Consider the following 26,791-nt stretch of genomic DNA (forward strand, 5'->3'; position numbering starts at 1 on the left):
CGGGAGCGCCTGAGGCTTTAGACTTGAGGCTGCATGTCCGCACGCATCCAGAAGTACCGAAACCGCGCACAAACCCGATTGGACACGGCCCCCTTGCGAGAATTCACCGCACGTTTTGCCACAGCCGAGGAAATTGAAAACTGGGACAAGCACGTCACGGCCAACCCGAACGGCGGCAACATGCTGCAGTCCGCTGCCTATGCATCGGTCAAGAACGGAAGCGGCTGGAAAGTCCGGTTCCTGGTGCTGGAAGGCCGCGGGAACGCCAGCTACAACCTGGTGCTGGAAAAAAGCTTCCCCGTCCTGGGACGGCTCTGGTACCTCATCAAGGGCCCCGACCTGGCAGGGGCAGCAGACCTGGGAGGTGCCCTCGAAGCGTGCGCGCAGCTGGTCCGCAGCAGCAAGCTGAGGGTCTTCACCATCAAGGTGGAACCTGACATCATCGACTCAGCCGAAGCGCAGCAGGAACTGGCAGCCGCCCACCTGGCCAAAGCCCCCAACATCCAGTCCAACGATTCCACCGCCCTGCTGGATATCTCCGGCACGGAAGAGGAAGTCTTTAAAGCCATCTCTTCCCGGGCCAGGAACGCAATCCGGCGCGCAGAGCGCGAGGGCTGCCAGGTGGTCCGGCAGGAACAAGGACCGGAAACCTACCGGGCCCTGTACGACCTGATGGCCAACACCGTCAACGCAAAGGGTTCCATGCCCCTGCGCAGCTATGACTACTACGAGCGGTTCTGGGACGAGTTCTGCAACCGCGGCCAGGGCAACTTCTTCTTCGCCTACGAGGACGGAAAACCCAGCGTGGGTGCCTTCGTCATCAACTACGGGGGCAAGGCAACGTACAAGGACGGCGGTTCCACCCAGAACCGCAAGCAGTACGGGGACTCGCACCTGGTGCAGTGGGCGGCCATCCGGCGAATGCAGGCACTTGGCTGCACGGAGTACGACTTTTGCGGCACTCCGCCGGCTGCGCGCATCAAGGACAAGACCCACAACCTCTACGGGATGGGCATGTTCAAGACCAGCTTCACCAAGACGGTCACCGACTTTGTGGGCTGCCACGACTACATCCTGTCCCCGCTCCGGCACCGGCTCTGGGTCAACGGTGGAGAGAAAGTGTTCCGCCGGATCGAGACCGCACGAACCGGGCAGCAGTTCTACTGACCTGCTGCCGCGAAGGCGCTCTCTCCTGAGCGCCCCGCGCGGCCCGCACGCACCGGTGCCGGCAGCCCTGAACACCGTCCACCCTGAACACCCTCCACCCAGCGCGAGCCCACGGGCCGCGAAGAGTCCAGAAGAAGGTCACCCCTTGAATCCAGTTTCCGCCGCGACCGGGCTTGAATACGCCAACCTCAGCGACGCCGAATTCGAGGCCTTCGCCCTGAAGCACCCGCAGAACAGCTTCCTGCAGTCCATCGACTTCGCCCGCTTCCAGCGTGCCCGGGGCCAGCAGGTGGAACTCTTCGGGGTCCGGCGCGACGGCGAGCTGGTGGCCGCGGGAAAGCTCAACTACACCACCACCCGGCTGGGCTATACCGTCTGCGAGTGTGCCAAGGGCCCCCTCATGGACTACTCGGACCGGGACCTGGTGCGCGCCGTCGTCGGGCTTCTCCGCAAGCATGCCGCTGAGCGCAAAGCGGCTGAACTGCGGATCTCGCCGAACATCAGGTACATCGCACGTGACGCTGACGGTGCGGAGCACCCGGACATCGAGGACAACAGGCCGCTGGTGGCGGACCTGGAACAGCTCGGATTCCAGCACCAGGGCCTGGACATGAACTTCATCAACGTCAACTGGATGTTCATCAAGAACCTGGTGGGGATCCAGGACGCCGAAGAGCTGATCATGGGCACCAGCTACCGCACGCGCAAAGCCATCCGCAAGGCGGAAAAGAACGGCGTCTTCCTGGAACAGGCCACCCTGGAGACGCTGGACGATTTCTACGGTGCATTGAGCCGGGCAGGCGACGAAAAAGGGTTCGTGTACCGCGAACGCGCCTATTACGAGAACCTGCTCCGCACCACCTCCGCGGAGTTCACCAAGCTGATGATGGCCAAGATCGACATCCCGGCCTACCGCAAATCCATCACCGAACGGCTGGCTGCGGAGTCGGCCACAGCGGCGGACCTCCGCCGCGAGGTGGAGGAGACCGGCAGCAAGAAAAAGGCCAACCGGCTCAAAGTGGTCCAGGACCTGGTGGACAGCTACGAGCGGAGCCTGAAGGACATTGAACGCTTCCCGGACTCGGTGGGAACGGCCACCGTGGCGGCCATCCACTTCGTCTGCTACGGCGATGAGGTGGTGTGCGTGATCGGCGGCACCGTGCAGGACTACATCTATTTCAACGGCGCAACCTCCCTCTACTGGGGAATGATGCTGCACGCCCTGGAGAAGGGCTACCCGCGGTACAACTTCTACGGCACGTTCGGCATCTCCGGGCAGGACGAGGAAGGCCACGGCGGCTACGAATTCAAGAAGGGATTCGGCGGGGAAGTGGTCCAGCTGGTGGGGGACTTCGTAAGCCCGGTGCGCCCGGCCGTCTTCCACGCCAACCGGCTGGCCAGGTCCGCTGCCGCTGCCGCCCGCACCCTGCTGGGTAAACTGCCGCTGAAGCGCGCATCCTGAGAGTCCATCAACCGCGCACAGGGAGGAACCGGGCATGACCAACCGGCCCGAACGGCCAGGGTCCAGGCCGAAGACTGACGGCCTGCCCAAGACTGAACCACTGACCCCTGCGCAGCTTAGGCAGGACGCCGCCGCCAAGAGGATGCTGCGCCGCCTGGTGCAGGGCGAGAATCCTCCCACGGCTCCGCTGAGCATCGTGGACCGGTTGGCGGGCAGCCCGTACGCCAACCCCACCATCCAGGTGGGCGGCGTGGATACGTCCGCGCGCAAAACCCTGGACTTCGCCCTGCACCTGGCTGAGACCATGTTCCGCTACGGCGCGGGTGCCCTGGAAGTCGAAACCAGCATCATCGCGGTCACGGCGGCCCTGGGGCTGAAGAACATCGAAGTGGACATCACCAACCAGTCAGTGGGCATCAACTATGCGCCCAAGGACCAGACCCCCATCGCCCTGCTGCGCGTGGTGCGGTCCTGGACCAACAATTACGCCGGCCTGGCCAAGGTGCACCAACTGGTCACCGACATCGTGGCCGGAGGTGTGGGCCGTGACGAAGCGATCCGCAGGCTCAATGAGGCCATCACCAGCCCCAAGCCCTACCCGCGGTGGATGGTCACCGTGGCGTTCGGCATTTTCGCCGCCGTGTTCGTGGGGGTGCTGGGCGGCGGGCCGGTGTCGTCCGTGATCGCGTTCGTGGCCAACATCGGCATCAGCCTGCTGGCCCGGCAGCTGGGACGATGGCGGGTTCCTGACTTCTTCATCACCGCGAGCTGCTCTTTCGTGGTCACCATGCTGGCGCTGTTGCTCTGGCAGCTGGGGCTCACCACGTCGCCGTCCATTGTGGTGGTGGGTGGCATCCTGCTGCTCCTGCCCACCGGGCGCCTGGTCTCCTCCGTGCAGGACGCCATCAACGGCTTCCCCGTGACTGCGGCGGGGCGGTTCCTGTCCACCCTGCTGACCTTCGGCGCCATCGTGGCGGGCATCGCTGTGGCCTTCGTGGTGGGGGAGTTGACCGGGCTGCAGCGCATCGACGTAACGCAGACCTTCCCGCCCGCCTACGATCTGTGGGTCCTGATCCTCTTCGTGGCCGCCGCCGTGATGGCCATCGGCATCACGGAACAGACCACGTGGAAGCTCCTGCTGCCCACGGCAGCCGTGGGCGTGGCCGGTTACCTGGTGTTGCTCGGCTGTGGCCAGTTGGGCATCGGGGACCGGTTTGCGCCTGCCATGGCCGCCGTCGTCATTGGCCTGCTGGCACGGGTGGTGGCCTTGCGCATGGGCGCACCGCAGCTGGTGGTGGCCGTGCCTGCGGCACTCATCCTGCTGCCGGGCCTCACGATTTTCCGGTCCATGTATGTGCTCACCGTTGAGGAGTCTGAAGTCCTGGCGGGTGCCGGCGGGATGCTCAGTGCCGGCGCCATTGTGCTGGGTACGGCCGGCGGGATTGTGCTGGGCGACGTGCTGGCCCGTCCGCTGACCCGCAGCCTGGCAAGCAACGAGCGGCGCCGGGCCCGCCGCCGCTAAGCCACGGCCGCCTTTCCAGGCTAGATCTGGCCGACGGGAAGCTTCTTCTCAGCCTGGAAGACGTCCTCTACCCGGCCCTGCGCCCAGTACCCGGAGAGGGACACCTGCCGGCGCTCCAGTCCGCGCTGTTTGAACAGGACCTCGCGCAGGGCTTTCATGTAGCCGCGTTCGCCGTGCGCAAAAACATCCACCGTGCCATCGGGCCATTCCGCGCTTACCACTGCGTTCACCAGCAGATCGCTGGAACCCGCCGATGTGCCGTTGCGGGGCAGCCACGTGATGCGTAGTCCTGCCGGGGCGGCAATGGGCTGGATGTCCGCCTCGGAGCCGATCTCCAAAAAGGCCAGCCCGGTTGCGCCTGCCGGCAGTGACTCGATGCAGGCGGCGATGGCGGGCAGGGCCGCCTCGTCACCGGCAAAGAGGTACCAGTCGGCCTCGGGGTTGGGGTTGTACGCGCCGCCGGGGCCGGTAAAGATCAGCGGCTCACCCGGCTGGGCGTTGGCCGCCCACGGACCGGCAAACCCCTCATCGCCATGGACCACGAAGTCGATGGCCAGCTCCCGGGCCTCGGGATCCACCCAGCGCAGCGTATAGGTACGGGTGAAGGGCCACTGCTCCCGCGGCATGGTTTCCCGCACCGTCCAGAGATCCAGCGGGGAGGGGTACTCCACGCCGGGCTGTGGGAAGACGATCTTCACGTAACGGTCAACGAACCCGTTGTTGACGAAATCGCCGAAGCCCTCTCCGCCGGTCACAATCCGGACCATGTGCGGGGAGAGCTGTTCCTTCCGCAGCACGGTGAGGTTGACCTGCGGGCGGCTCTTCTTGGTTGCGCTGGTGGCGGCGGGGACAGTGCTCATAAGGCAAGCCTAGCTAGGGGAGCGGCGGGAGTTCCCAGGTTACGTCCCGCGCACCCTGTTCCCGGAGCAGCTGGTTCACGCGGCTGAACGGCCTGGAACCAAAGAACCCCCGGGACGCGGACAATGGACTGGGGTGCGGGCTGGTGACCGCGGGGGCGCTTACCAGGAGCGGCCTGACGCCCTCAGCCTCCTTGCCCCACAACACCGCCACCAGCGGCATCCCGGACCCGTCCGGGGACTTGCGGGCGGCCAGCGCGGTGACTGCCGCCGTCGTAATTTCCTCCCAGCCTTTGCCCCGGTGGGAGCCAGCCGCGCCGGCCCGGACGGTGAGCACCCGGTTCAGGAGCAGCACCCCCTGCTCCGTCCACGCCGACAAATCTCCATGGACGCGCGGAGGAATTCCCAGGTCCGATTCCAGCTCCCGGTAGATGTTGACCAGGCTGCGGGGGAGGGGCCGGACGTGCGGTTCAACCGAAAACGACAGGCCGACGGCGTGTCCCGGCGTGGGGTAGGGGTCCTGCCCCACGATGAGGACCTTCACGTCCGCGAGGGGCTGGCGGAAGGCGCGCAGGACGTTCGACGGCGGCGGCAGGAGCTGGTGCCCGGCCGCCTCTTCGTCTGCGAGGAACGCCAGGACCTTCCGGAGCTGGGCTTCCACGCCCTGCAGCGCCGCGGCCCAGTCCGGAGCCATCAGCTCTGCCAGTGGCAGCTGCGCCAGATCGGCGAAGCCGGCGGCGTCCGCAGGGTCCTGGTGCAGCTCGAAGAGGGCATCCGGTTCAAACATCGTTCCATTGTTGCAGGGACGGTGCACAGCGGGCCGGGAACATTCAGCCGGCTTGGCTTAAATGACACCCTTGTTATTCGGCGGCTAGCATAGGGGTAAGACATTGACCGTTACCAGCGAAGGAGTGTGCCGTGGCGGAACCGGCCCGGGAACACCTGCCGGAGCAGGACCCAGGGAAGTCCCTCCTGGCGGATTTCATCCTTCGTGAGTCCTCCCTGTCCGAGCGTGAACAACAAATGCTGGCCCTGGAACGGCAGTGGTGGAAGTACGCGGGAGCCAAGGAGCAGGCGATCCGTGACCTGTTTGACCTCTCCGCCACCCATTACTACCAGCTCCTGAACGCGTTGATCGACCGCGAGGATGCGCTGGCCCACGATCCCATGCTGATCAAGAGATTGCGTAGACTACGTACGTCGCGCCACCGTGCACGTACTGCCCGGCGCCTGGGATCCGACGCTTAAGACGCCCCAGGCCGGGACAACAGCCGCAATCAACAAGGATGTCCTTCCACCATGACCAGATACGCCCGCGATGAATTCGACAAAGTCCCGGAGGCTGCGTCGCGACAAGGTGTCCACCGGACGGCCTCGGCCCCGTCCCGCGTGCGGCTGTGGCCCATCCTGGCGATGGGAGTGGCGGCCCTGGCCATAGGGTTGGTGTCCTTCCTGATCCTTCCCAAACTTGGCTTCAACGCCACCGCCAGCCAGGCCTCCGCCAGCGTGGAGTCAGCTCCGCTGGCCGGCACCGGCACAGCCCCTTCGGCCACGCCTTCGGCTTCCGCGCCCGTGACGTCCCCGGCGCCCCCCGCCTCTTCCGAGCCAACCCAGGACGCCGGCCCCTCCCCGGAGTCCACGGCCTCTGCCACCCAGCAGGCTGCTGTCGACAGGACCCAGGCAGTTGCCATCTACAACGCCGCCGGCACGGCGGGGCTGGCCAGCCGGGTAGGCGGAACCGTCCAAGCAGACGGATGGCGGCTGGGCCAGGTTGGCAACTGGTCCGGAGCCCCGCAAAAGTCCTCCGTGATCTTCTACGCCGGCCCCCAGCACCTGGCCAGCGCCCAGGCGCTTGCCGGGCTGCTGAACATCCCCACCGTGGTGGACAGCACCGAATTCCAGTCGCCGCTCGTCGTGGTCCTGGGCCCGGGTTACCGGTAGCCGCACGCCGTCCAGTAACGCAGGTCCGGTCTCCACCTGGCCCCAAACGGAAAGAGTTGTTCATCATGGCACTGGGAACCGTGAAATGGTTCAACGCTGAAAAGGGCTACGGCTTCATCACCGTTGACGGCTCCGGTGATGACATTTTTGTCCACTGGTCCGCAATCCAGGGGGAGGGGTACCGTGCCCTGGCCGAGGGGCAGCGGGTCCAGCTCGATGTGGGCGAGGGGGAAAAGGGTCCGCAGGCGGAAAACGTCCGGCCGGCGCAGTGATGCCTGCTTTGCGACCCGGTGTCCGCGTCCGCGCGGCCCTCGCCCTGTCCGCGGGAGCGGTTCTTTCGATGACGGCATGCGCCGGCACCGGCGGCAACGCCAGGGTGGAAACGGCGGAGGCCTCCGGCGACGGCGTCCTGCGGGTGGGGCTGGTCCTGGACAACGCCGGTGACAATGCCTTCCTTAACGCGCCCCAGCTGGCTGCCGCCAAGCTCGCCGTCCAGGACATCAACGCCGCCGGCGGACACAAAGGCCGGCCGGTGGAGCTCCTCCCGGTGCACCCGGGCCAGGACACGGGAAGGCAGGCAAAGGACCTCGCCGCCAAAGCGGATGTGGTGATCGGACCCACTGACTCCAGCCACGCAGCCGCCGCGGTGGACGTTCTGTCCCACGCGCGCATACCGCTCATCTCGCTTACCAACACTGCTGCAGGCCTGTCGGGGCTTACCAGCGGAGGCTACTATTTCCGCACCGCCACGGCCGACGTCGCCCAGGGCCCCGTGTTGGCAAAACTCGCCAAGGACTCCGGCGCTGCCACCATCGGCGTGCTGTACCAGGAAGGCTCCTACGGCAAGGACCTCTCCGCTGCCGTCACGGACGCTGCGAGAAAGTCCGGACTCACGGTCCTGCCCGGAGCCGGCTTCAAGGACGGTGCCGCCGCCGAAGCCGCGCGCTCCATGGCAAAGGCCAAGCCGGACGCCGTTGTCCTGATTGCCCGCGAGGGCGCGCAGGACGCCCTGGACGGGCTGGACAGCGCCGGCCTCAGCGGTTCACAGATCATCCTCAGCGACGGCGCGTTTGCCCGTTACGGATCCAGGCTCGCCTCCGGGACCCTGGAGGGCGCACGTGCCGTCGTCCCCGGACAGTTGCCCACCGCTGCGTTCCAGGCAAAACTGCTGGCGGTGGACCCTGCCCTCAAGGACCTCTCCTACGCTGCCGAAACCTACGATGCCGTTACGCTGGCGGCCCTCGCCGCAGTACGTGCCCAGGATGACGCCGGACGCTCCATTGCCGCCAACCTGATTGCCGTCTCCGGAGGGGCAGCCGACCCTGGAGCCGGAGTGCCGACCGCCCCATGCTTGAGCTACAAGGAGTGCCTGGACGGCCTTGCTGCCGGCCCGGACATCAACTATGACGGCGAATCGGGCCCGGTGGCCTTCGATGCCAAGGGCGACATCACCACGGCCCTCTTCTCCGTGTACACCTTCGGACCCGACAACAACCCCGCCCTGTCGGGCCGGGAGACAGCCGGACACTCCGGCTGATCGCCCTGGGCGAAGCCGCTGCTTCCCGCAGGGCATCAAGCGTCTTTTCGCTTGCACTCTCACCGGGGGAGTGCTAATTATTGACTTAGCACTCTGACGCACCGACTGCTAAAGCAACGCCTGGTTCCGGTAAGCAGCGCACGGCACCGGTCGAGGAGCGAAAGAAACACCTCACTTCAGTGAGATCCCCGCCCGGAGGCATACAGAGGCCGCCGGCAAAGGATCGTCCGTCGCGGGCACTGCAGCGAAGGTTCATTCTTAACGACTGTCCCGAAAGGACTATTGCCGTTATGGCCAAGATCATTGCATTTGATGAAGAGGCACGCCGCGGCCTTGAGCGTGGCCTGAACACCCTCGCCGACGCCGTTAAGGTCACCCTCGGCCCGCGTGGACGCAACGTCGTCCTCGAAAAGAAGTGGGGCGCCCCCACGATCACCAACGATGGTGTTTCCATCGCCAAGGAGATCGAGCTGGACGATCCCTACGAGAAGATCGGCGCAGAGCTGGTCAAGGAAGTTGCCAAGAAGACTGACGACGTTGCCGGTGACGGCACCACCACGGCAACCGTCCTGGCCCAGGCCCTGGTCAAGGAAGGCCTGCGCAACGTTGCCGCCGGCGCCGACCCGCTGTCCCTCAAGCGCGGCATCGAAAAGGCTGTTGAGGCCGTCACCGCCGAGCTGCTGAACTCCGCCAAGGAAATCGAAACCAAGGAAGAGATCGCGGCTACTGCCTCCATCTCCGCCGGTGACGACGAGATCGGCGCCCTCATCGCCGAAGCCCTGGACAAGGTGGGCAAGGAAGGCGTCATCACGGTCGAGGAGTCCAACACCTTCGGCCTGGAGCTGGAACTCACCGAAGGCATGCGCTTCGACAAGGGTTACATCTCCGCCTACTTCGTCACCGACGCTGAGCGCCAGGAAACGGTCCTCGAGGATCCGTACATCCTGATCGTCAACTCCAAGATCTCCAACGTCAAGGAACTGGTTGCTGTCCTGGAAAAGGTCATGCAGTCCAACAAGCCGCTGCTGATCATTGCCGAGGACATCGAGGGCGAGGCCCTCGCCACCCTGATCGTCAACAAGATCCGTGGCACCTTCAAGTCCGTTGCCGTCAAGGCTCCGGGCTTCGGTGACCGCCGCAAGGCCCAGCTGGCCGACATCGCCGTCCTGACCGGCGGCCAGGTCATCTCCGAGGAAGTTGGACTCAAGCTCGAGACCGCCGGCCTCGAACTGCTGGGCCAGGCCCGCAAGGTTGTTGTCACCAAGGACGAGACCACCATCGTCGAAGGTGCCGGCGACGCCGACCAGATCGCCGGCCGCGTCTCCCAGATCCGCGCCGAGATCGAGAACTCCGACTCCGACTACGACCGCGAGAAGCTGCAGGAGCGCCTGGCCAAGCTGGCCGGCGGTGTTGCAGTCATCAAGGCCGGTGCCGCAACCGAGGTCGAGCTCAAGGAACGCAAGCACCGCATCGAGGACGCCGTCCGCAACGCCAAGGCTGCAGTTGAAGAAGGCATCGTCGCCGGTGGCGGCGTGGCCCTGATCCAGGCCGGTGCCAAGGCATTTGCCAACCTGCAGCTGTCCGGCGACGAAGCAACGGGCGCCAACATCGTCCGCGTTGCCATCGACGCTCCGCTGAAGCAGATTGCCTTCAATGCCGGCCTTGAGCCCGGCGTGGTTGTCGACAAGGTCCGCGGCCTGCCCGCAGGCCACGGCCTGAACGCAGCCACCGGCGAGTACGTCGACCTGCTGGCAGCCGGCGTGAACGATCCGGTCAAGGTAACCCGCTCTGCCCTGCAGAACGCGGCCTCCATCGCCGGCCTGTTCCTCACCACCGAAGCTGTTGTGGCTGACAAGCCGGAGAAGGCTTCTGCCCCCGCCGGTGGAGACGACATGGGCGGCATGGGCGGCATGGGCGGCTTCTAAGCCTCCCGGCCGGGACCTGCCCCGACCAGTTACGAAAGTGCGGCCCCCTCTTCGGAGGGGGCCGCACTTTTTTGTCCCGGTGCCAGGATCCTGCCAGGGATTTACTTCCTGGCCGAGTCCAGCATCCCCTGGACTTCCTTCCTAAAGGCGTCCGCCGCGGCCTGGGGGGTCAGCCGGTCATACAGCACTTCATCCGTGTAGCGTTTGATGACGTTCTGGACGCTTCCGGCACCCACGGGAGGGACCGGGGGCGCATCCTTGATGTCCGGCGCAATGTCGTTCAGGAACCCGACCACCGTGGTGTCCGCCGGCTTCAGCGTGGGCGTGATGTCCGCGACGATGTCGCTGTTGGTGGGTACACCCCTGTCCGTCATCAGGATGGCCCCGGCCTCCGGGCTGTTGGTGAGGTAGTTGATGAACTCCGCGGCTTCCTTGGGATGCTTCGAACGGGACGAGGCGGACCAGAACATCGTCGGCTTGTAATACATGCCGTTACTGGCCGCCGCGCCGTCGACGCTCGGAGCGCGCAGCATTTTGATGTTGCTGCCGGTGGTGGCCTCAAGCGATCCAAGTTGGTTGGTCCACCACCAGGCCATACCCACCCGGTTGGTGCCGAAGAGGCTTTGCTCAAGGCTGGCCCCGCCGTCCTCCGTCGCCACGTTCGCCGGCGGGCTGGCCTTGGAATCGCGCTGCTCCTTGAGCCGATCCCAGAAGGAGGCGGCCGTGGCGTTCCCGAAGGCGAGCTTGCCGTCCCCGGAGTACAGGTTTTCCCCGTGCTGGCGCAGCCAGATGATCAGGTCGGCTTCGTTGCTGCCGTAGGCGGCTCCATAGGTCTTTCCGTCCCCTGCAGCACTGATCTTTGCAGCGGTGTCCGTGAAGTCCTTCCACGTCCATGTCTTGTCGTCCGGAACGGGCACCCCGGCCGCTTCGAATACCTTGGTGTTTGCCATGATGACATAGGCATTCCGGCCAGTGCTCAGCCCGTACTGGGCGCCGTTGTACTGGCCGGAGGCCAGTGCTTCCTTGTCCAGTTTTGCGGTGTCGATGCCGCTTTGCTTTGAGAGATCCATCAGCGCGCCGCGGCCGCCGTATTCGGCAATGTACTTCTGGTCCATCTGGATGACGTCGGGTGCATCATTGGCGGCGGTCTTCGTGGCCAGCTTGTCCCAGTAGCTGGACCATTCGCCGGGCTCGGCCTTGATCTTGATGTTTGGGTGGGACGCCTCAAACGCGGCGATGACCTTGTCCGTCTGTCCGTTGAGGTATTCGTTGCCCCACCATGCGAACCGCAGGGTTACCTGGCCGTTGTCGCCCGATCCGCCCGGGGCTCCGCAGCCTGTGGCCAGGATGGACAGGGCCAGGGCGGCGGCGCCAAGCTGGAAACTGCGGCGGCTTACGACTGGAATCGTCATTGATGTTCCTTCCGGGTTGGCTTCTCCGGGGGCGGCGGCAGCACGGTCGACCGACGTAGCCCAAGATGTGTGAGAAACCGCTTTCTCATGTGATGCTGTGATTGTTTCGCGCATCCCGCACCCCGTCAAGAACTTTCGGTAAACGGTTTCCCACATCTTGGCCGGGCCGCTGTCGGCCGCTTCTGGCAGGATGGACCGGTGACGATTACTGCAGCGGCTGATGGTTCGGCCTTGGGAAACCCCGGCCCGGCCGGCTGGGCCTGGTATGTGAATGACGATTGCTGGCGCGCCGGCGGCTGGCCCCACGGGACCAACAACCAGGGGGAGCTGATGGCTGTCCTTGACCTCCTGCGCGCCACCGCGCACCTGCCCGGGGAAGACCTGCGCATCCTTTGCGACAGCCAGTATGTGATCAACTCCATTACCAAATGGATGCCTGGATGGAAGCGCAAGGGCTGGCGCAAGGCCGATGGGAAGCCTGTCCTGAACGTGGAACTGCTGAAGGAACTTGACCGCGAACTGGTAAGCAGGACCTACACCTTCGAATGGGTCAAGGGGCACGCCGGCCACGACCTGAATGAGGCAGCCGACGAGCGTGCCAGGGCTGCGGCCACCGCCTACCAGCAGGGAGTGGCGGCAAGGTCGGGCCCGGGCTTCCCCGGCGGCCACCACCCGGGCACCTCCGGGCGTGCCGCGGCCCCGCAGCCTGCCTCCGGCGCGGGCCTGCCGCCCGCCACGCTGGACATTCCGCCCGCCGCGCCGGTCCGTCCTGCGGCCGCGCCTTCCGGCGCGGTGCCTGCAGCCACCGGCGACGTTCCGACAGCCCGCGGCGCTGATGCTGCTTGGAGGCCGCGGGCCACGCGGGCGCCCGTCCCGGCCTTCGAGGAACTTGACCTGTTCAGTGAACTGGACAACGAAGCCTTCGAAGAGGCCGAGGCAACCCAGCACGCTGGCTCCGTTCCGCCCGAGGCGCTGGTGGAAGAGCTCGAACGTGAGCTGCTGGGTCCCTTGGTGCGGGGGGATATCGGGCGGACCGCCGTCCTCCTCCACCCGGACTTCGTGGAAATCGGGAGCTCCGGAAGGGTCTGGACCCGGGACGCCATGATGATGGCCCTCGAGGAGGACCCGGGGGAACGGACCGATATTGAAATCCTGGGTGCAGAGCGCATCGGCACCAGCGCGGTCCTGCTGACGTACCGAAGCTTTGCGCGATCCGGCACTACGCTCCGCAGTTCGCTGTGGGTCCTCGATGGGGGCCGCTGGCGGTTGCGGTTCCACCAGGGTACTCCGGAGGCCTGACCCGGGGGTGTCAGCTGAACCGCTGCGCGTTCCCCTGCTCCGCCTGGGCGTAAGTGGCGGCGGCAGAGGCCAATGCGGTGTTGATGGATGCCAGTGAAGCCTCCACCCGGCCCTGGGTGATGGTCCATTCGGTGACGAGTGCCTGGAAGTTGGTGGCTGCGGAGCCACGCCATGATCCCTGGAGTTCATCCAGTCCGCGCTTCATTGTTTGCACGTCGGCGCTGATCCGGTCCACGGTGGCCTGCACGTTGGCGGACTTCAGCTGCAGTAATTCTGTGTCGACGGAAATGATGCTCATGGCTGTGCCTCTCAGGTAGGGCGGGGAGTGCCCCCGCGCCCGGGGGTCCGGGCTGCTGGGACGAGCCTATGGAGCGGCGGCGGGCCGGAGCCATGGCCGGCCGGCTATATGTGGATAACCGATCCGTCGCTGCCCCTGGCACCGGCGGTACTTCCGGCTGCTTCCTGGCCGTCTCCGCCGCCATCCCGGGATGGCTCTTCACGCCGCGGCAGGCTGACCATCAGGGTGGCGCCGCCGCCGTCGGTCTTCTCCACCCGCACCGAGCCGCCGTGGGATCCCACGATGGCCGCCACGATGGCGAGCCCCAGGCCGCTGCCGCCTGTCTCCCTGGTGCGGGAGGTGTCCGCACGGTAGAAGCGTTCAAAGACCTTGGCCGCGTCCTCTTCGGAGATGCCCGGTCCGTGGTCCCGCACTTCGATGACAGACCGCTCCCCGCCGTCGGCCCTGCGGACTCCCACGGCGAGTTCGATGGGACTGCCCTCCGGGGTGTAGCGCAACGCGTTGCCCACGAGGTTTCCCACCACCTGGCGCAATTTGGCCTCATCCCCGAGCACCGGGGCAGGTGCCGCCGGTCCGCCGTCGAGCCCGGTCAGTGAAATCACCCTGGAACGGTCGCTCGCCTGCGTGTCCACCACGGCATCGTGGGCGATCAGCTGCAGGTCCACCGGCTTCTGCTGCAGGGGCCGCTGCTCGTCGAGGCGGGCCAGCAGGAGCAGGTCCTCAACCATCGACCCCATGCGCTTGGCTTCGCTTTCGATCCGGCCCATGGCTGTGGCCACGTCCTCGTCCGTGGCCAGGGCGCCGTGGCGGTACAGCTCGGAGAACCCGCGGATGGTCACCAGCGGGGTACGCAGCTCGTGGGAGGCATCGGCCGCAAAGCGGCGCATCCTGGCTTCGGAGGCGGTCCGCGCTGCGAAGGCGGTTTCAATATGCGCCAGCATGGCATTCAGGGAACTGCTGAGCCGGCCCAGCTCGGTAGTGGGGTTCTCCACTTCCACGCGGCGGGAGAGGTCGCCGGCGGCAATGGCTGCCGCCGTTTTCTCCACCCTGGCCAGAGGCCGGAAGGAACGGGACACTGTCCAGCTCGCAATGAGCGAGGCCAGCAGCAGCGTCAGCAGGCCTACCCCGGTGACCACCAGGGTGGCATGCTTGAGGACGTCGTCCACGCTCTCCAGCGGCAGCCCAATCACCACCACGGCAGTGGTTTGGCCGTTCTGGACCGTCACCGCCACCACGCGCCAGTTCTCCCCGTCCGTCCCGCGGACCTGGAAGGGGGCCAGCCCGCGGGCCTGCGCCTGCTCGACGGTCATGGAGCTGATGTCCGGGTGGTCGTCGGGGTCGCCGCCGAACGTGTACGGCTGCTCGCCCGGAGCGAAGAGCATCAGCGAGTAGTCGGTGGGTATGGAGCTGGGAGCCTGCAGCTGGGTGAAGGAGCGTTGTTTCCGGGCGGAGTCGACGGCGGCGTTCAGTTTGTCATCCACCTGGCCCTGAAGGTAGCTGTGCAGCAGTGTCAGGGTCACCGCGCCGGTCACCGTCAGGGCCACAATCAGCAGGGCCATGATCATGGCCACCAGCTGCGACCTGAGTGAGGCCGACTTCCACCGCTTCAGCAAGGTCAGCGCTTTTCGGCCGTCCGCAGGACGTAGCCCACGCCGCGCTTGGTCTGGATCAGGGCCGGTGCCTCGGGGTCGATGTCCACTTTCCGCCGAAGGTAGGAGATGTAGGACTCCACGATGGACGCGTCGCCGTTGAAGTTGTACTCCCAGACATGGTCAAGGATCTGCGACTTGGACAGGACCCGGTTGGGGTTGAGCATGAGATAGCGCAGGAGCTTGAACTCGGTGGGGGAGAGCTCAATGACGGTGCCGCCACGCCGCACCTCGTGGGCATCGTCGTCGAGTTCGAGGTCGTCCACGCGGATGACCGCGTCGTCGTCCAGCAGGGGCTGTGTGCGGCGGAGCACGGCCCGGATCCTGGCCACCACTTCGTCGAGGCTGAAGGGTTTGGTGACGTAGTCGTCGCCGCCCACGGTCAGGCCCGTAACCTTGTCCTCCGTGTCGTCCTTGGCGGTCAGGAAGAGAACGGGGAAGTGCTTGCCGGAGGCACGAAGCCTGCGGGTCACGGTGAAGCCGTCCATGTCAGGGAGCATGACGTCCAGCACGGCCAGGTCGGGGGCGTGGGTATCGGCCGCGGCGAGGGCGTCGCGGCCGTTCGCGGCGGAGACCACTTCAAAGCCGGCGAACCGGAGCGACGTGGAGAGGAGCTCGCGGATGTTGGGTTCATCATCGACGACGAGCAGCCGGGCTTCTGGACCGTTCTTGTTCATGCTCCCATCATGCTCCCAGTCTCTGGGAGTTGTCTGGATATTCGTTGTGAGCATGATGATGGTGGGCTTGCGGTCACCAGTCCATGGTCCCCGGCTCGCCTTTGAACGGGCCCACCACCCGGCTGGTGATCCAGCCGCCGTAGAACCGACCGGGCTGGGCGGTGACCCGTTCGCCATCCACTTCGCAGTAATCCATCCGGGCCGGGTAGACCGCCACCCGGTCAGCGAGTGCCTCGAAGCCGGAGGCGGGCTCAGGATAGGACCAGGCGGCGCTGTCCGCTTCCTTGCCGCCGCCGCGCACGGTCAGGTACTTCGCGGAACCCTTGAACTCGCAGAAGCTGCTGCCCGAGGCAGGCTCCAGGGAACCGGCGGCGAATGCTGACTTGAGGATGTAGTACACCGGTGGGTGGCTGGTCTCAAGGACCCGCAGCGAATCGGTCGTATCCAGGATCAGCTCACCGCCCAGGACGATACGTATCCGTTCGCTGCTGGGTTCGATCCGCGGCGGGCGGGGATAGTCCCATACCGACTCCTGCCCGGGGCCGGGCATGGCCGGAACGATTCTTGTTGTCATGCTTCCAGTGTGCGTCCGCGCAGGGCGTTCCGCACCCGGGAACCCAATTCGCGGCAAGAACGTTCCGCGTCCCGCGTCTTCCCCCGCCCCTGGTGCGGGAATACAGTGATGCTTGCCGGGCGTTCAAGCCCGGCACCAGCGTTCAAACGGAGCACCGGCAGCTGTTTTTCCGCACCCCCCGTGGCTCCACCCCACCAACGGTAGTTATCCGCTAGCTCCTGGCCCATCGAAGGGGATTGACCATCATGACTGACCTGAGTGCGACTGAAAAACCAGCTGCCAGTGAACGCAGCATCCGGGACTGGGCGGACCTCGCCGAGGAGATGTGGTCCTATCTCACCGGCAAAGGTGCCGCGATCAACTACCAGTTCATCGACATGACAGTTGAGGTCCCGCGTGACATCGGCCCCGACGCGCCGCGTGCCACCTGGAAGCTCAACGGAAGCCTGCGCGTCACCACCAGCGACCGGGACGCCGCCGGAGCGGATTCGAACCGCGGTTGACGGACATGACGGAGAACCGTCTGGACATCGATCTGGACTTTTCGTACACGGACGGGTCGGGCGCGGTCACCCATGGCCGTGCCAGGGCCGCCGGTACGGAGGTAACCGTGTCACTGGAAGGCCTCGCCCCGCTGACTGGCGGCGGCCTGCCATCGCTTGAAGAGATTAAACCGCTGGCGGAACTGCTGGCCCGTAAGGGGGTCAGCGTCACCGTGGCCGGACCTGACGGAACCATCGTCAGCCTGGGCAACGTGGACAGCCCGGCGTCACAGCGGCTGGTGACGCGCTCGCCATACATCAAACTTGGCAAGCTCGGCTCCCTGCTGCCGCTGGTCAGGCAGGGCAGGCGGAGGCGCAGGGGCATGCCACTGCTGCCCCCGTCCACGCCCTTGCCGTTGGTCCCCACAGTCCAGCGGAACATCATCCGGCGCATCACCACCACCCACTACGCCAGGGGTGGCGGGCGGCCGCGGCTGATCTTTGTCCAGGATGCCGCCACCTGGACCGGCCAGATCCCGCGGGAGGTGGCCCTCTCCGGGGAGGTCACGACCATAGGCGGCAGTCCCGGGTCGGATGTCCAACTGGAGGGACTGGAAGCACTCCACGCCGAAATAAGGCACGACGAGCAGGATGAGTACGTCCTGGTGCCGCACGGGCCGGTCAGCGGAAGTGTCTCCAGGACAGGGCCTTCCGTGCTGCGGACCGGGGCAAGGATCCAAATGGGGCAGTGGTGCCTTGCCTTCTTCCGGGAGGAATTCGCCGACCACGGCCGCCCCTATGGCGGCCGGAGCGGCGGGGAACTGGCCTACGAACGCCCCCAGCTGGACCCGCGGACGGGAACCATGGAGCGGGACAGCTCTGAGGGCATCAGCTGAGGCCGCGCAGGCCGCGGCCTATTCCGCGGCCTGCACGTCCTTGGCGTCCATGATCCGGTAGGCGTAGCCCTGCTCGGCAAGGAACCTTTGGCGCTTGGCGGCGAAATCCTGGTCCAGGGTGTCCCGTGCCACCAGGGAGTAGAAGCGGGCGGCGCGGCCGTCCTTCTTGGGCCGCAGCAGCCGGCCCAGCCGTTGCGCTTCCTCCTGCCGTGACCCGAAGGAACCGGACACCTGGATGGCCACCGAGGCCTCGGGCAGGTCGATGGAGAAATTGGCCACCTTGGACACCACCAGGGTCTGCAGTTCCCCGGCGCGGAACGCGTCAAAGAGTTTCTGCCGCACCTTGACGGAGGTGTCGCCCTTGATCACGGGTGCCTCCAGACGCGCCCCAAGGTCATCCAGCTGGTCGATGTACTGACCGATCACCAGCAGCTGCTCCCCGGCGTGCCGCGTCACCAGCTGCTCCACCACCTGGGTTTTGGACTCCGAGGTGGCGCAGAGCCGGTACTTGTCCGCATCATCGGCCATGGCATAGGCAACGCGTTCATCACCTGGCAGGTCCACGCGGACCTCCACGCAGTCCGCGGGGGCAATGTAGCCCTGGGACTCGATGTCCTTCCACGGGGCGTCATAGCGTTTGGGTCCGATCAGGCTGAAGACCTCGCCCTCGCGCCCGTCCTCCCGGACCAGGGTGGCGGTGAGCCCAAGCCGGCGGCGGGCCTGCAGGTCGGCGGTCATCCTGAAGATCGGTGCCGGGAGGAGGTGGACCTCGTCATAAATGATCAGGCCCCAGTCATGGCCGTCCACCAGTTCCAGGTGGGGGTAGATGCCGCCGCGCCTGGTGGTGAGCACCTGGTAGGTGGCGATGGTCACCGGCCTGACCTCCTTGAGGGCGCCGGAGTATTCACCCACCTCATCCTCCGTGAGGGAGGTGCGCCTGATCAGTTCGTCCTTCCACTGCCTGGCCGCCACCGTGTTGGTGACCAGGATCAGCGTGGTGGTGGACCCAGTGGCCATGGCTGCCGCTCCCACCAGGGTCTTGCCGGCACCGCAGGGCAGTACCACCACGCCGCTGCCGCCCGCCCAGAAGTTTTCACTGGCCAGGCGCTGGTACGGCCGCAGTTCCCAGCCGTCCTCGTTGAGGGAAATAAGGTGCGGGGTGCCGTCCACGTAGCTTACCAGGTCTTCCGCTGGCCAGCCGATCTTCAGCAGCAGCTGCTTGAGCTGGCCGCGCTGGGAGGCATGCACCACCACCGTCTCGCCGTCGATCCTGGGCCCCAGCAGCGGCGCGATCTTCTTGGCCCGGATCACTTCCTCCAGGACGGGGTAGTCGTCCGTCCGCATGACCAGCCCGTGGCGGGGGTCTTTTTCGAGCCGCAGCCGGCCGTACCGGGACATGGTTTCCGCGACGTCGATCAGCAGGGCATGCGGCACGGGGAAGCGGGAGTACTTCAGCAGGGCGTCCAGCACCTTTTCGGCGTCCAGCCCGGCGGCCCTTGCGTTCCACAGGCCCAGCGGGGTCAGCCGGTAGCTGTGCATGTGCTCGGGTGCCCGCTCCAGCTCGGCGAAAGGCGCGATGGCGTGCCGGGCTTCGGTGGCCAGCTCGTGGTCCACCTCAAGGAGGATGGTTTTGTCGCTTTGGACGATCAGGGGTCCGTCGGTCACGCGGGGAAATCCTTCACTGGCGCAGTTCCTCTGCGGCCTCGATATCGATGATGCGGTGCACGGACAGGACCCGCTCTGTGTCCCTGGCGGGATCGAAGACACGGACCCTGCCCCCGCTCACAGATAGCGGAACAACGACTTCCAGGCTGGCATTCCCCAGGCTGTCCACCACGTTCATGTGGATCCGCTGCTTCAGGCGAATGGCCCTTTGCAGGGCCTCAAGCCCCAGCTGGGTGGCTGCCTCACTGCCGGCAACGGCGCCCGGGTGGTGTCCGACGCCGGCGCCCGCCTGCCGCAGGACGTGCAGCTGGGCTTCAACCTCCTCCGCCGGGGGCGCCATCCGCGGGGCGGTGTAGACGGGGCGGGAGCTTTCCTGCGGCGTGGAAGGCCGGCGCAGGTGGGCCGCGGGCTCGGCCCCGTCCACAGACGGGGACAGTCCCAGGCTCCGGAGTGCGGCGGCCAGTTCGCGGGGCGGCGCCGATGAGGTCACAACCGTGGGTGACAGGCTGGCCAGGCCCAGCTGGGCGGCTTTCGGTCCTGCCAGCAGCTCGCGCAGGGCTGCTTCGTCGTCGCTTTGGATGAAGCTGGCAGCCTGGCCCACGCGGAGCCGGCCGTGCCGGGAAGCGGTGTCCTCCACGAGGTATTCCAGCGGCTGCGGCACGGCGGTGGCTGAGTGTTCGCGAAGAAACGCCAGCAGGGCCGCAGCGTCGTAGCCGTGGTCCAGTGCCCGTTTGATGGACTCTGCGGAGAAGCGGTAGATGGTGGCCGGGCCCTGCCCCTCGGCGTCGGCCATGGCCAGGAGCTTTTCGGTCAGCGACGGTGCCAGGTAGCCGGGGGCCACAGCGGTCAGGTCCGCCTGCAGCAGCACATGGTTCAGGGCCGCAGGCAGGTGCTCGCCCAGGATGGCAAGGGCGGCATCAGGATCGTCCTCGGCGACGGCGCTGCCCAGTTGGCTCAGGGCACCCGAACCGACCAGGCCCAGCATCTCCGCTTCGGCCAGGACGCCGCGGATCAGTGAGCTGAACCGCCGGGCCATACGAGGCTGCGACCACTCTGCACGCTGCAGGACGGCGGCGGCGTCAAGGACGGGAGCGGCGCCGTCGGACGCGGCCGCCTGCTGGGTGAGCTCGTGCAGGATCTCGAGGATCCGCTTGCGGACCACGGGAGCATCGGGCCGCTGCGCCCCGGCGGACAGCGCGGCGATGGTGGTTCCCGACGCCGACCGGCCGGCCGCTGCGCCCGGCGCCGAATTCACCGGTTGGCCCACCATGGACGGCACGCGCTCGCTGGCCAGCCACGCGTTCACCAGCCACAGCCACTGTTCCTGCCGGGGAAGGACCAGCCATTCCAGTTGCGGGGGCTGCACCCACGATGAGGAGTCGACGTCGAGCCGGATAAGGCCAGCCAGGCCGCACAGTTCCAGCAGCAGGCCCACCGCACCCTGGTCAATCCGCAGGTGCTCTGCCAGGCGGCGTATCTCACGGACACCCACACCTCCACTGCGCAGCGTGGCCAGCGGGTGCTCCCGGACGGCATGCAGCAGTTCCGAGACCAGCCGCAGGGTTTCCGAGATGGAGCTCAGGGCCGCATTCCTGCGCAGCGCCGCCGTTGTCCGGCCAAGCTCGGGGACCGGTGGCGCAAGAGTGAAATCGTTGATGATCGAGCCGCCGCGGAGGGCCAGTCCCACGCTGTGGGGCAGCTCCACGTGGGCGGCGTCCAGCGGAACCAGCAGCCCGCGGGCAAGGAGCCAGTCAACGGGCCCGACGTCGGCGCCCTCCGTGGTGACCGACGCTTTCCGCTGCGCCTGGGGGACGGCACCCATGGCCCAGTTCCGGAACCGGGCGAGCAGCGCCGTCGTCCGCTCCGGGGCGCCGGCGAGGATGTCCCGCAGCGCCTCCGGGGAGGAGGTCCAGTGCTGAAGGGCCAGGGCAGCCTCCATGGGCGTGGTGGCTTCGTGGATTGCGAACCCGCTGTGGTGCAGCTCGGAGACCAGCTGCACGGCCCGCTGGGCGAAGGCCGGCTGCAGGCGGACCAGCTCGGTATAGCTGCGGCCCAGGCCGGCCGGATAGATCCCCACCACGTCCTTGAGCGAGCCCGCCGGGAGGTAGAACGGCTGGTCGGCAGCAGGGGAAGGGGTGCCGTGCGGGGGAGGGGCGGGGTGCACCAGGGCCAGCTCCTGCAGGGTGCCCAGGATCTGGGTGACGGTAGCCAAGGCGGAGCCGTGGATCAGTCTGTGCACGCCTTCAGCGGACGCACTGTGTCCGGTGTCGGTGTTGGTGCACAGATGGAGGGTTTCCAGGACCTGCATGTGCGGCCGGTCGAGCCGCTCCAGGGCGCGCTGGACGCTGACGCGGGAACTGGCGCGTGCCGCCAGTGCGGCAAAGTCCGGGACGGAAGGGGAAATAAGGTCCGGCCGCGCGGCGAACAGCGCACGCAACGAATCGTCGCTGCGTGCCTCCAGGTCCTTGCCAAGCGCGCGAATAAGGGACATCAGTCCAACGTTACCGCTGCTGTGCCCTTCCCGCCCGCCGCCGGGCGGCAACACCGTCCAGGACCAGCAGGAGCATCAGGATGAAGGCCACCGGCAGGCCGTAAAGCGCGGTGTACGTGATCCAGGCAGGAGCTACCGAGCCGTCGAAGGCAAGCGCCATGACAGCTGCCACGGCTATCAGGGACAGCACGGCCACAACTGCGGCGAGGACCATCAACGGCCGCCGGTAACGCGAGGGAGTCATGGACGCAACGCTACCGCGCCCGGAGCGGTGCGGGTAAAAGCCGGGGCCTTGCGCCTGCGGCGGAACAGTGCTCCCCAAAGCATCAATAGGCCATGCGGCAGGATAACCTTGAAGCATACAGACCAACACGGTTTCCGTTTGCCATACCCTGAACCCGCACAACAATGCGGATGCGGTGGCAGCCGCCGTGTCTCATGACAGCAGAACGAAGAAGGTTGATTACGTGCCTACCGGCAAGGTCAAGTGGTATGACAAGGACAAGGGCTTTGGGTTCCTCGCGGGAGAAGACGGCCAGGAGGTCTTCCTGCCCAAGTCGTCGCTGCCCGAGGGCGTCACGGAGCTGAAGGCCGGCACCCGGGTGGAGTTCGGCGTAGCGGACGGGCGCAAGGGTGCCCAGGCACTGGGCCTGCGGGTGCTGGACAAGACGCCTTCCATTGCCAAGGCCAAGCGCCCCAGCGCAAAGGATCTTGCCCCGCTGGTGCAGGACCTGGTGACCGTCCTGGACAACCTGTCGGGGACCCTGTCCAAGGGCAAGTACCCGGAGGGCAACAAGGGCAAGGCCATTGCTGCCGCCCTGCGCAAGGTCGCCGACGAGCTGGACGTTTAGGCGCCCATGACTCCCGATTCTGAACAGCTGGGCACGCCAGTGCAGGAGCAGGCTGCCAAGACTCCGCCCAAGCGCAAGGCCGGCGTGCCCGTGTGGCGTACGGGCAAGCCGGACGCTTTCCTGGCCGCGGCGGTGGACACTGCCCGGACCGCAGTGGAGGGCATCACGCCGGCGGCTACCATCGGCCCGCACCTGGCCGCCAAGAGCGAGGGCGACCGGCTGGTCACGCACCTGTTCGAGTCGAGGCTGCCCGGCTACGCAGGGTGGCAGTGGTACGCGGTGCTGACCCGCAACTCGCGCTCCAAGGTGGTTACGGTCAATGAGCTGGGCCTGCTGCCGTCCGAGGATTCCATCCTCGCCCCCGAGTGGGTGCCCTGGGCCGAACGCGTCCGCCCCGAGGACCAGCAGCAGGAATCCGAAGCGGACTCCCCTGAAGCGGACTCCTCTGAAGCGGAAAGCCCTGAAACGGACGGCTCTGAAACGGAGGGTCCTGCGGCGGACGGCCAGGAACCAGCGGAAGAGGCCCGGTATGTGACGGACGACGCCGGCACCCAGGCAGGAGCCTGACCGCACCTCCGCCGGGAAACCGGCCACCCCTTTGCCGGGGACAACGAAAAACGGCGCCGTCCGGGAAGAACCCTGGCGGCGCCGTCGTACGTTATCCGTACCTGTATTCCGTGCCTACTTCCGCAGCTCGCCCACCACGTAGTCGATGCTGGACAGCAGGGCCGAGACATCGCTCGGCTCGATGGCCACGAAGGTGGCGATGCGCAGCTGGTTGCGGCCCAGCTTCCGGTAGGGCTCAGTGTCCACGATGCCGTTGGCGCGCAGGATCTTCGCCACAACTGCCGCATCAACCGTTTCGTCGAAGTCGATGGTGGCGATGACGTTGGAGCGTTCCTCCGGGTTGGCCACGAACGGGGTGGCGAAGTCGGAAGCCTCGGCCCAGCTGTAGATGCGCCCTGCGGAGTCAGCGGTGCGCGCGGCGGCAAAGTCCAGGCCGCCGTTGGAGTTCAGCCACTGGACCTGGGCGTCCAGGGTGACCAGTGTGGACAGCGAGGGCGTGTTGTACGTCTGGTTCAGGCGGGAGTTGTCGATGGCGGTCTGGAGGTCCAGGAAATCCGGGATCCAGCGGCCGCTGGCCTTGACCTGCGCGGCACGCTCGATGGCGGCGGGGGAGAACAGGCCAAGCCAGAGGCCTCCGTCGGAGGCGAAGTTCTTTTGCGGGGCGAAGTAGTAGACGTCGCTCTGCGCAATGTCCACGTCCAGGCCGCCGGCCGCCGAGGTGGCGTCCACCAGCACGAGCGATCCCTCGTCAGCTCCGGAGACGCGCGCGACCGGGGCCGCCACACCGGTGGAGGTCTCGTTCTGCGGCCAGGCATAGACGTCCACGCCGGCCTCGGCCTGCGCTGCCGGACGGGTGCCGGGCTCGGACTTGATGATCGAGGAGGCCTCCAGGAAGGGCGCCTTGTTGGTGGCTGCGGCGAACTTTGACCCGAACTCACCGAAGGAGAGGTGCTGGGCCTTCTTCTCCACCAGGCCAAAGCTTGCGATGTCCCAGAAGGCCGTGGAGCCGCCAACGCCGAGGACCACCTCATACCCCTCCGGGGCACGGAAGAACCGGCTCAGCCCGTCGCGGACCGATCCGACCAGGTTCTTGACCGGCGCCTGGCGGTGCGAGGTGCCGAGGATGGTCTTGGACGCTGCTGCCAGGGCATCGATCTGTTCCTGGCGGACCTTTGACGGGCCGGCGCCGAACCGCCCGTCCTTGGGCAGGAGGTCGGCGGGGATCGTGATGCTGGTGTCGCTCACAGGTGCTCCAATTCGGCGGGGACGAAAACTTTGGTCCGGACGGGCGGGTAAGGGGTGGCCGCAGCGCGCGATGGCTGCGCGGAAGGCCTGTTCCATTCTGCCTGAAGGGCAGTGGGTGCGGGAGCCGGAGGGGGCAAAGTCCAGACAATGAGACGGTCCCGTTCGTGGGTGGCTGCCCGGGGCCAGCTATTCGGACAAAGTCAAAATAGGCTAAGCTAGCCCCGGACTACCTCGCGGGAACAGGCGGTACGGTGGGACAACGCAAGGTACTGCGCTCGAGGAGCTGAGCTGGATGACGGATCTGATCGACACTACGGAGATGTACCTCAGGACCATCCTGGAGCTTGAGGAAGAAAACATCGTTGCCCTTCGGGCCCGTATCGCCGAGCGTCTGCGCCACTCCGGCCCCACGGTGTCCCAGACCATCGGCAGGATGGAACGCGACGGACTCGTCGTCGTCTCCGGCGACAGGCACCTTGAACTCACGGACACGGGCCGCAAGCGGGCCACCGAAGTCATGCGCAAGCACCGGCTGGCCGAACGCCTGCTGGCTGACGTTATCGGTCTGGACTGGGCCTACGTGCACGACGAAGCCTGCCGCTGGGAACACGTCATGAGCGAGCGCGTTGAGCGGCGCATCTACGAGATGCTGGACCACCCCACCGAATCGCCCTACGGCAACCCGATCCCCGGCCTCGCTGCCCTGGGCGGACAACCGGCCACCGGCTTCCCCGACGGAGCCATCAGCCTGGTGGAGGCCATGAAGGGATACGGTCCCGCCTCTGCAGTGACCATCAGCCGGCTGGCTGAGCCAATCCAGGTGGAGCCGGAACTGCTGGCGCAACTGGACGAAGGCGGGATCCGGCCCGGCGCTGCCGTTGGGCTGGAACGCGTGGGAGATTACATCTCCGTGCGGGTGTCCGGAATCGAAGGTGCGCTGGAGTTGCCGCCTGAGGTAGCCGCGCATGTTTTTGTCGCTGTTAAGCAGCCCTGAGCCGCGTCCCAATACCCCAGCGCAGAGCTTCCACGCAAAGATAACGGAATTGTTACCTAGGGTCTTAAGGCCCTATAGTGGAAGCAATCGTTGATACTTAAGCGTTACCCGATCCGGAGCCGAGCTCTGCCAGCGGATCGGGTGCACGAGTCGTTACTGGCAGAGGCGGGGGAACCACAATTGGCAGCGGGGGACTGCCTTGGGGTGAAGTCCGTCAGCAGCAAGCCTCTCCAGCGAAGGATTCTTCCGGGAATACCCCTGTGCAGAAGCTTGCCCATGACGGGCCGGGTCTTTGATCTCTCTGACCCGAATCCGACAGCTAACTCCGCAGGCTTTTCCAGAGAGGAACCCTTCTTGACCACGCAGACCTCCCGGGGCCGCCGCCGCGCCGCAGGCCCCCCTTCGGCACCCCGGGTTGTCGAAGATGTCGCAGCGGAGCGTCCCCGCGATCTGCATCGCGATGCGCGCCGCCGCCGGGGTCCGTTCCGGCAGGTGACGGAGTTCGCCGCCGCCAGTGGCATTGGCCAGAAAGCTGGAATCGCCCTGGCCGCCACCGGCCTGGTTCTGACGGTCACAGTGCCCGCCACCAGCCCCGTCATGGCCACGGATGCCGCCGGCAACGCGCCATTGGCAGCCTCCGCCGTCAGCCCGCAGCCCCAGATTTCCGCTGATGTTGGCGCCCAAATCGACTTCAGCCGTTCGGCAGTGGTGACCCAGGCCGACCCCGACGGGAAGCTGAAGCAGCTCCTGAGCGCCCAGTCCGCCGGCTCCGTCACGCGGGCCGCCTCGGCCGGCACCCTGGCCGCACCGCTGGCATCCCTCACCACCGCCTCGCCCTTTGGTTACCGCGTGAGCCCCATCACCGGCGGCTCCGGAGACTTCCACCGCGGCCAGGACTTCGTGGCACAGTGCGGAACGTCCGTCCTGGCGGCCGCGACCGGCACCGTGACCTTCGCGGGCTGGCACCAGTATGGCGGTGGAAACCGGGTGGTCATCGACCACGGCAACGGGCTGGAGACCACCTACAACCACCTGTCGTCGTTCAACGTCAAGGTGGGCCAGACCGTCTCCCGTGGCGAGGTTGTGGCACTCAGCGGCACCACGGGCGCATCCACCGGCTGCCACCTGCACTTTGAGGTCCAGGTCAACGGCGAAGTGGTCGATCCCATGGGCTGGCTGTAGCCGAATGATTGTCCACTCTCAGATCGCAGGGACCTGCCGTGACCTGAATGTGACATTGAAACAAAACTGCTGTACCGTCTAACTCGCGTCAACTTTTC

Annotated in this window: 26 protein-coding genes and 1 riboswitch; of the genes, 15 read left to right on the top strand and 11 right to left on the bottom strand. The window is 66.4% G+C overall.

Going from position 1 to position 26,791, the window contains the following annotated elements:
* Positions 1-33: 33 nt before the first annotated feature.
* From NMQ03_RS04100 to NMQ03_RS04110, 3 genes are all read left to right on the top strand, one after another.
* Positions 34-1,167 (top strand): peptidoglycan bridge formation glycyltransferase FemA/FemB family protein, encoded by a 1,134-nt coding sequence (locus NMQ03_RS04100; protein WP_255174497.1) that lies wholly within the window; start codon positions 34-36, stop codon positions 1,165-1,167.
* Positions 1,168-1,312: 145 nt separating this feature from the next.
* On the top strand, positions 1,313-2,629 hold the full coding sequence (locus NMQ03_RS04105) for a peptidoglycan bridge formation glycyltransferase FemA/FemB family protein (RefSeq protein WP_255174498.1): 1,317 nt from the start codon (positions 1,313-1,315) through the stop codon (positions 2,627-2,629).
* A 34-nt stretch (positions 2,630-2,663) separates the two neighbouring features.
* Positions 2,664-4,151, top strand: a complete 1,488-nt coding sequence (locus tag NMQ03_RS04110; protein ID WP_159632870.1) for a threonine/serine exporter ThrE family protein — start codon at positions 2,664-2,666, stop codon at positions 4,149-4,151.
* A 20-nt stretch (positions 4,152-4,171) separates the two neighbouring features.
* Here the strand turns inward: NMQ03_RS04110 and NMQ03_RS04115 are convergent, their stop codons facing one another.
* A complete protein-coding gene (locus NMQ03_RS04115; RefSeq protein ID WP_255174499.1) occupies positions 4,172-5,011 on the bottom strand; it encodes a siderophore-interacting protein in 840 nt (279 codons plus the stop codon).
* A 13-nt stretch (positions 5,012-5,024) separates the two neighbouring features.
* Positions 5,025-5,795, bottom strand: coding sequence for a uracil-DNA glycosylase (locus NMQ03_RS04120; protein ID WP_255174500.1), 771 nt, complete (start codon positions 5,793-5,795; stop codon positions 5,025-5,027).
* 155 nt (positions 5,796-5,950) lie between these two features.
* Here NMQ03_RS04120 and NMQ03_RS04125 point away from each other — a divergent pair, with 155 nt between their 5' ends.
* From NMQ03_RS04125 to groL, 5 genes are all read left to right on the top strand, one after another.
* Entirely contained in the window at positions 5,951-6,256 is a 306-nt protein-coding gene (locus NMQ03_RS04125) for a DUF3263 domain-containing protein (protein ID WP_255175533.1), read from the top strand.
* A 51-nt stretch (positions 6,257-6,307) separates the two neighbouring features.
* Entirely contained in the window at positions 6,308-6,949 is a 642-nt protein-coding gene (locus tag NMQ03_RS04130) for a LytR C-terminal domain-containing protein (RefSeq protein ID WP_255174501.1), read from the top strand.
* A 65-nt stretch (positions 6,950-7,014) separates the two neighbouring features.
* Positions 7,015-7,221 (top strand): cold-shock protein, encoded by a 207-nt coding sequence (locus tag NMQ03_RS04135; protein WP_141180812.1) that lies wholly within the window; start codon positions 7,015-7,017, stop codon positions 7,219-7,221.
* Positions 7,221-8,486: an ABC transporter substrate-binding protein gene (locus NMQ03_RS04140; protein WP_255174502.1), complete on the top strand. Its 1,266-nt coding sequence runs from the start codon at positions 7,221-7,223 to the stop codon at positions 8,484-8,486. The genes NMQ03_RS04135 and NMQ03_RS04140 overlap by 1 nt, the downstream gene beginning before the upstream one ends.
* 290 nt (positions 8,487-8,776) lie before the next feature.
* The gene (gene groL, locus NMQ03_RS04145; protein ID WP_255174503.1) at positions 8,777-10,411 is read left to right on the top strand and encodes a chaperonin GroEL; all 1,635 of its coding nucleotides are present in this window, start codon (positions 8,777-8,779) and stop codon (positions 10,409-10,411) included.
* 101 nt (positions 10,412-10,512) lie between these two features.
* On the opposite strand, the gene NMQ03_RS04150 is transcribed toward groL, so the two are convergent.
* The gene (locus tag NMQ03_RS04150; RefSeq protein WP_255174504.1) at positions 10,513-11,823 is read right to left on the bottom strand and encodes an ABC transporter substrate-binding protein; all 1,311 of its coding nucleotides are present in this window, start codon (positions 11,821-11,823) and stop codon (positions 10,513-10,515) included.
* A gap of 198 nt (positions 11,824-12,021) precedes the next feature.
* Between NMQ03_RS04150 and NMQ03_RS04155 the strand changes: the two genes are divergently transcribed.
* Complete coding sequence (locus NMQ03_RS04155; RefSeq protein ID WP_255174505.1) at positions 12,022-13,122, top strand: ribonuclease HI family protein; 1,101 nt, start codon at positions 12,022-12,024, stop codon at positions 13,120-13,122.
* Positions 13,123-13,132: 10 nt separating this feature from the next.
* On the opposite strand, the gene NMQ03_RS04160 is transcribed toward NMQ03_RS04155, so the two are convergent.
* The 4 genes from NMQ03_RS04160 to NMQ03_RS04175 all read right to left on the bottom strand — a co-directional run bounded on the left by NMQ03_RS04160 (position 13,133) and on the right by NMQ03_RS04175 (position 16,320).
* Positions 13,133-13,420 (bottom strand): WXG100 family type VII secretion target, encoded by a 288-nt coding sequence (locus NMQ03_RS04160; RefSeq protein WP_159632861.1) that lies wholly within the window; start codon positions 13,418-13,420, stop codon positions 13,133-13,135.
* Between the two features lie 104 nt (positions 13,421-13,524).
* The gene (locus NMQ03_RS04165; protein ID WP_255174506.1) at positions 13,525-15,033 is read right to left on the bottom strand and encodes a cell wall metabolism sensor histidine kinase WalK; all 1,509 of its coding nucleotides are present in this window, start codon (positions 15,031-15,033) and stop codon (positions 13,525-13,527) included.
* Positions 15,034-15,035: 2 nt separating this feature from the next.
* Complete coding sequence (locus tag NMQ03_RS04170; RefSeq protein ID WP_056331118.1) at positions 15,036-15,746, bottom strand: response regulator transcription factor; 711 nt, start codon at positions 15,744-15,746, stop codon at positions 15,036-15,038.
* 73 nt (positions 15,747-15,819) lie between these two features.
* A complete protein-coding gene (locus tag NMQ03_RS04175; protein ID WP_255174507.1) occupies positions 15,820-16,320 on the bottom strand; it encodes a DUF427 domain-containing protein in 501 nt (166 codons plus the stop codon).
* Between the two features lie 245 nt (positions 16,321-16,565).
* Here NMQ03_RS04175 and NMQ03_RS04180 point away from each other — a divergent pair, with 245 nt between their 5' ends.
* Positions 16,566-16,823, top strand: coding sequence for a hypothetical protein (locus tag NMQ03_RS04180; RefSeq protein ID WP_255174508.1), 258 nt, complete (start codon positions 16,566-16,568; stop codon positions 16,821-16,823).
* A gap of 5 nt (positions 16,824-16,828) precedes the next feature.
* The gene (locus NMQ03_RS04185) at positions 16,829-17,698 is read left to right on the top strand and encodes an FHA domain-containing protein (protein WP_255174509.1); all 870 of its coding nucleotides are present in this window, start codon (positions 16,829-16,831) and stop codon (positions 17,696-17,698) included.
* Positions 17,699-17,716: 18 nt separating this feature from the next.
* On the opposite strand, the gene NMQ03_RS04190 is transcribed toward NMQ03_RS04185, so the two are convergent.
* The 3 genes from NMQ03_RS04190 to NMQ03_RS04200 are packed head-to-tail and all read right to left on the bottom strand — an operon-like array spanning position 17,717 to position 22,098.
* Positions 17,717-19,363 (bottom strand): DNA repair helicase XPB, encoded by a 1,647-nt coding sequence (locus tag NMQ03_RS04190; protein ID WP_255174510.1) that lies wholly within the window; start codon positions 19,361-19,363, stop codon positions 17,717-17,719.
* A gap of 13 nt (positions 19,364-19,376) precedes the next feature.
* Positions 19,377-21,854: a helicase-associated domain-containing protein gene (locus NMQ03_RS04195; protein ID WP_255174511.1), complete on the bottom strand. Its 2,478-nt coding sequence runs from the start codon at positions 21,852-21,854 to the stop codon at positions 19,377-19,379.
* A 10-nt stretch (positions 21,855-21,864) separates the two neighbouring features.
* Positions 21,865-22,098 (bottom strand): hypothetical protein, encoded by a 234-nt coding sequence (locus NMQ03_RS04200; RefSeq protein ID WP_255174512.1) that lies wholly within the window; start codon positions 22,096-22,098, stop codon positions 21,865-21,867.
* 223 nt (positions 22,099-22,321) lie between these two features.
* Here NMQ03_RS04200 and NMQ03_RS04205 point away from each other — a divergent pair, with 223 nt between their 5' ends.
* On the top strand, positions 22,322-22,705 hold the full coding sequence (locus NMQ03_RS04205) for a cold-shock protein (protein ID WP_142131045.1): 384 nt from the start codon (positions 22,322-22,324) through the stop codon (positions 22,703-22,705).
* 6 nt (positions 22,706-22,711) lie between these two features.
* Positions 22,712-23,272, top strand: coding sequence for a DUF3027 domain-containing protein (locus tag NMQ03_RS04210; RefSeq protein ID WP_255174513.1), 561 nt, complete (start codon positions 22,712-22,714; stop codon positions 23,270-23,272).
* 114 nt (positions 23,273-23,386) lie between these two features.
* Here the strand turns inward: NMQ03_RS04210 and serC are convergent, their stop codons facing one another.
* Entirely contained in the window at positions 23,387-24,517 is a 1,131-nt protein-coding gene (gene serC, locus NMQ03_RS04215) for a phosphoserine transaminase (protein WP_255174514.1), read from the bottom strand.
* Positions 24,518-24,809: 292 nt separating this feature from the next.
* On the opposite strand from serC, the gene NMQ03_RS04220 reads away from it, so the two are divergent.
* Both NMQ03_RS04220 and NMQ03_RS04225 read left to right on the top strand, forming a co-directional pair.
* On the top strand, positions 24,810-25,511 hold the full coding sequence (locus NMQ03_RS04220) for a metal-dependent transcriptional regulator (RefSeq protein ID WP_255174515.1): 702 nt from the start codon (positions 24,810-24,812) through the stop codon (positions 25,509-25,511).
* A gap of 107 nt (positions 25,512-25,618) precedes the next feature.
* Positions 25,619-25,861, top strand: a riboswitch (cyclic di-AMP (ydaO/yuaA leader).
* 4 nt (positions 25,862-25,865) lie between these two features.
* Positions 25,866-26,693, top strand: a complete 828-nt coding sequence (locus NMQ03_RS04225; protein ID WP_255174516.1) for a M23 family metallopeptidase — start codon at positions 25,866-25,868, stop codon at positions 26,691-26,693.
* The last annotated feature ends 98 nt before the right edge of the window (positions 26,694-26,791 follow it).

Source organism: Arthrobacter sp. DNA4, assembly GCF_024362385.1.
In the GTDB taxonomy this organism is placed as follows: Bacteria; Actinomycetota; Actinomycetes; order Actinomycetales; family Micrococcaceae; genus Arthrobacter.

Coding starts and splice junctions, on each gene's coding strand:
- NMQ03_RS04100 (WP_255174497.1), top strand. CDS start 34: ATGTCCGCACGCATCCAGAAGTACCGAAACCGCGCACAAACCCGATTG.
- NMQ03_RS04110 (WP_159632870.1), top strand. CDS start 2,664: ATGACCAACCGGCCCGAACGGCCAGGGTCCAGGCCGAAGACTGACGGC.
- NMQ03_RS04115 (WP_255174499.1), bottom strand. CDS start 5,011: ATGAGCACTGTCCCCGCCGCCACCAGCGCAACCAAGAAGAGCCGCCCG.
- NMQ03_RS04120 (WP_255174500.1), bottom strand. CDS start 5,795: ATGTTTGAACCGGATGCCCTCTTCGAGCTGCACCAGGACCCTGCGGAC.
- NMQ03_RS04130 (WP_255174501.1), top strand. CDS start 6,308: ATGACCAGATACGCCCGCGATGAATTCGACAAAGTCCCGGAGGCTGCG.
- NMQ03_RS04135 (WP_141180812.1), top strand. CDS start 7,015: ATGGCACTGGGAACCGTGAAATGGTTCAACGCTGAAAAGGGCTACGGC.
- NMQ03_RS04140 (WP_255174502.1), top strand. CDS start 7,221: ATGCCTGCTTTGCGACCCGGTGTCCGCGTCCGCGCGGCCCTCGCCCTG.
- groL (WP_255174503.1), top strand. CDS start 8,777: ATGGCCAAGATCATTGCATTTGATGAAGAGGCACGCCGCGGCCTTGAG.
- NMQ03_RS04150 (WP_255174504.1), bottom strand. CDS start 11,823: ATGACGATTCCAGTCGTAAGCCGCCGCAGTTTCCAGCTTGGCGCCGCC.
- NMQ03_RS04160 (WP_159632861.1), bottom strand. CDS start 13,420: ATGAGCATCATTTCCGTCGACACAGAATTACTGCAGCTGAAGTCCGCC.
- NMQ03_RS04170 (WP_056331118.1), bottom strand. CDS start 15,746: ATGAACAAGAACGGTCCAGAAGCCCGGCTGCTCGTCGTCGATGATGAA.
- NMQ03_RS04175 (WP_255174507.1), bottom strand. CDS start 16,320: ATGACAACAAGAATCGTTCCGGCCATGCCCGGCCCCGGGCAGGAGTCG.
- NMQ03_RS04180 (WP_255174508.1), top strand. CDS start 16,566: ATGACTGACCTGAGTGCGACTGAAAAACCAGCTGCCAGTGAACGCAGC.
- NMQ03_RS04185 (WP_255174509.1), top strand. CDS start 16,829: ATGACGGAGAACCGTCTGGACATCGATCTGGACTTTTCGTACACGGAC.
- NMQ03_RS04195 (WP_255174511.1), bottom strand. CDS start 21,854: ATGTCCCTTATTCGCGCGCTTGGCAAGGACCTGGAGGCACGCAGCGAC.
- NMQ03_RS04200 (WP_255174512.1), bottom strand. CDS start 22,098: ATGACTCCCTCGCGTTACCGGCGGCCGTTGATGGTCCTCGCCGCAGTT.
- NMQ03_RS04210 (WP_255174513.1), top strand. CDS start 22,712: ATGACTCCCGATTCTGAACAGCTGGGCACGCCAGTGCAGGAGCAGGCT.
- NMQ03_RS04220 (WP_255174515.1), top strand. CDS start 24,810: ATGACGGATCTGATCGACACTACGGAGATGTACCTCAGGACCATCCTG.